Below are 2788 nucleotides of genomic sequence, written 5' to 3' on the forward strand. Positions count from 1 at the left end.
GTAGCGGCAACAACGGCGGCGCTGCCGGCAATGGCGGCGCTGGCTCGACTGGCGGCGCTGGCTCGAAGCCGTCCCCGCAGCGCCCGGGTGCTGCGCCCGGCGGCGCGCTGCCCAAGACGGGCGATGCCAACCTGGCCGGTGCGGCCGCCCTGCTGGGCATGGGCGCCGTTGCGTGCGGTGCCTACGGCTACAAGATCGCCCAGGACCAGAAGGAGTCCGAGCTCTAGGAACGACGCCGGGCCTTGCGCCGAACGACATACATTTCGATGGGAAGGGGGGCACCTTGGTGCCCCCTTCTTCGTGTCGCAGTGCCTCGGATCGGGGGGGCGGGCGCGTATTTTGAGGCTGCGCGCACCTTGCCGTCCCGAGCGCCTTTTAGCCGGGTCCCGCCTGGTCGGCTTCTGCCTCAGAAACGTGCCTGTCCCCAATCTGTGCCGGCGTCCTGCGTGTCGGCTGGTATTTTCCTACCAGCGAAGGGGGAGATAAATAGGCGTGTTCCCGTTGGAGTCAAAAGGGCGCGTGCTATCATATGGGCAGTTCATATGGCGCCCCTGCGCTTTTGCTCGAGGCATGAGAGAGGACAACAACATGCTGAACGCGATTGAGATTTCGCCTAATGTCTGGTGGGTCGGCGGCATCGACTGGAATGAGCGCCTGTTCCACGGCTACACCACCGAAGCGGGCATCACCTACAACGCCTACCTCATCATGGACGAAAAGATCACCCTGATCGACACCTGCAAGGCCACGTTCTCCGACGAGCTCGTGCAGCGTATCTCCCAGGTCGTCGATCCGTCCAAGATTGACGTCGTCATCACCAACCACGTGGAGATGGACCATTCCGGCTCTCTGCCCGTCATCCATGCCATCGCACCCAACGCGCAGATCTACGCGAGCACCGGCGCCGGCGTGAAGGAGGTTTTCGCCCACTTCGGCATCGAGGCCACGCCCGTGAAGAGCGGCGATACCCTGTGCATCGGCGAGCGCACCCTCGCCTTCGTGACCACGCCCATGGTTCACTGGCCGGACAACATGGTCACCTATTCCGACGTGGACCAGATCCTCTTCTCTAACGACGCCTTCGGTCAGCATTTCGCCACCACGAAGCGCTTCGACGACGAGAACGACCTGTGCGAGATCATGAAGCAGGCCAAGAAGTATTACGCCAACATCGTGTGGCCCTATGGTATGCAGGCGGGCAAGGCGCTGGCCGCGGTGAAGGGCCTCGATCTGAAGATGATCGCCCCGAGCCACGGCTGCATCTGGCGCTCCCATATCGATAAGATCCTGGCTTGCTACGAGGACTGGACTACGTACAAGACCGAGGAGAAGGCCGTCGTCGTCTTCGACTCCATGTGGCACTCCACCGAGAAGATGGCGCGCGAGATCTGCGACTCGTTCATCTCCGAGGGGATTTCGGCCAAGCTTATCGATGTCAAGGCAACGCATATCTCCGACATCATGACCGACATGTGCGACGCCCGCTATGTTGCCATCGGCTCGCCCACGCTCAACTCCAACATGCTGCCTACCGTAGCGAGCTTCCTGACCTACATGCGCGGCCTGTCGCCCAAGAACGAGCAGCGCATCGGCCTGGCGTTTGGCTCCTACGGTTGGGCGCCGCTCGGTCCCAAGCAGGTGTACGAGGAGATGGAGAAGGCCAAGTTCAACCTGCCCGTGCCGGTGATTACCCAGCAGTGGGTGCCGAGCGAAGACGACCTGTCCCAGCTGCAGGCCACGGTCAAGCAGATCATCGAGGACGCCCGCGCTTAAGCGCGTCGTCGCGAGCACAGCGATATCAAGAGGCGGGCGGCGCGGTGCGCCGCCCGCCTCTTCTTTTGGAGCGCTTCGGGCCCGTTGGGTGGTCTGGGGATGCGGTATGCAAGCGGATGCGCTGACATCTGCTATTTCGCAAGTGGTTATGCATCGATAATCGGAACGGAATCGTTCAATTTCGTGAGGATGGTCAAATTGCCCATCTGCGTGGCCCTTCGAGAGGCGTTTTGCCTCCGTTTGCGCGCGCCTTTGCGCGATTGCGGCGTCGTTTCCGTTGCCCTTACCGGGCTGTCTGCAGGGCGACGGGTGGGAACAGCTGGAAAACAAGGGTGGTGAAGGCCTCTTGAGCTTGCCAGACAACCATGTGCCAATCGGAACGCCGCCTTTGAGACAACTGCGGCTTGTGAATAATCCTCAAATCTGCCACGCAGTTACCCGATTTGACCACCGCGGAGAATGCGAGTCGTGCCGGCTCGAAGTAGAATGCTGGTATCGCCTAATCCATACATCCAACAAGAGGGGACGAGCATGGAACAGCAGCCCGCAAAGGTCTATTTCACCAACCTGCGATCCCACGGACGCGAGAGCCAACTCGACAAGCTCAAACGCCTCATCCGTCGTGCCGGCATCGAGCAGATTGATTTCGAGAACAAGTTCGTTGCCATCAAGATTCACTTCGGTGAGCTTGGGAACCTGTCGTTCCTGCGCCCCAACTACGCCCGCGCCGTCGCCGATGTGGTGAAGGAGCTGGGCGGCATGCCGTTCCTTACCGATTGCAACACGCTCTACGTGGGCAGCCGCAAAAACGCGCTCGAGCACATCGACTGCGCGTACCAGAACGGCTTCACGCCGTATGCTACCGGCTGCCAGGTCATCATCGCCGACGGCCTCAAGGGAACCGACGAGACGCTCGTCCCGGTGAAACATGGCGAGTACGTGCAGGAAGCCAAGATCGGCCATGCGCTCATGGACGCTGACATCGTGATCAGCCTTACGCATTTCAAGGGCCATG

General features: G+C 61.1%; 3 protein-coding genes. All 3 read left to right on the plus strand.

Annotation, left to right across the window (positions count from 1 at the left end; all coding sequences use genetic code 11):
• The coding region (locus I2E26_RS00440) for a hypothetical protein (protein ID WP_229056288.1) at positions 1-227 on the plus strand (227 nt) is incomplete at its 5' end.
• A 361-nt stretch (positions 228-588) separates the two neighbouring features.
• A complete protein-coding gene (locus I2E26_RS00445; protein WP_195419182.1) occupies positions 589-1773 on the plus strand; it encodes an FprA family A-type flavoprotein in 1185 nt (394 codons plus the stop codon).
• Between the two features lie 531 nt (positions 1774-2304).
• The coding region (locus I2E26_RS00450; protein ID WP_195419183.1) for a DUF362 domain-containing protein at positions 2305-2788 on the plus strand (484 nt) is incomplete at its 3' end.

This window comes from Collinsella sp. D33t1_170424_A12, from assembly GCF_015554865.1.
GTDB lineage: Bacteria > Actinomycetota > Coriobacteriia > Coriobacteriales > Coriobacteriaceae > Collinsella.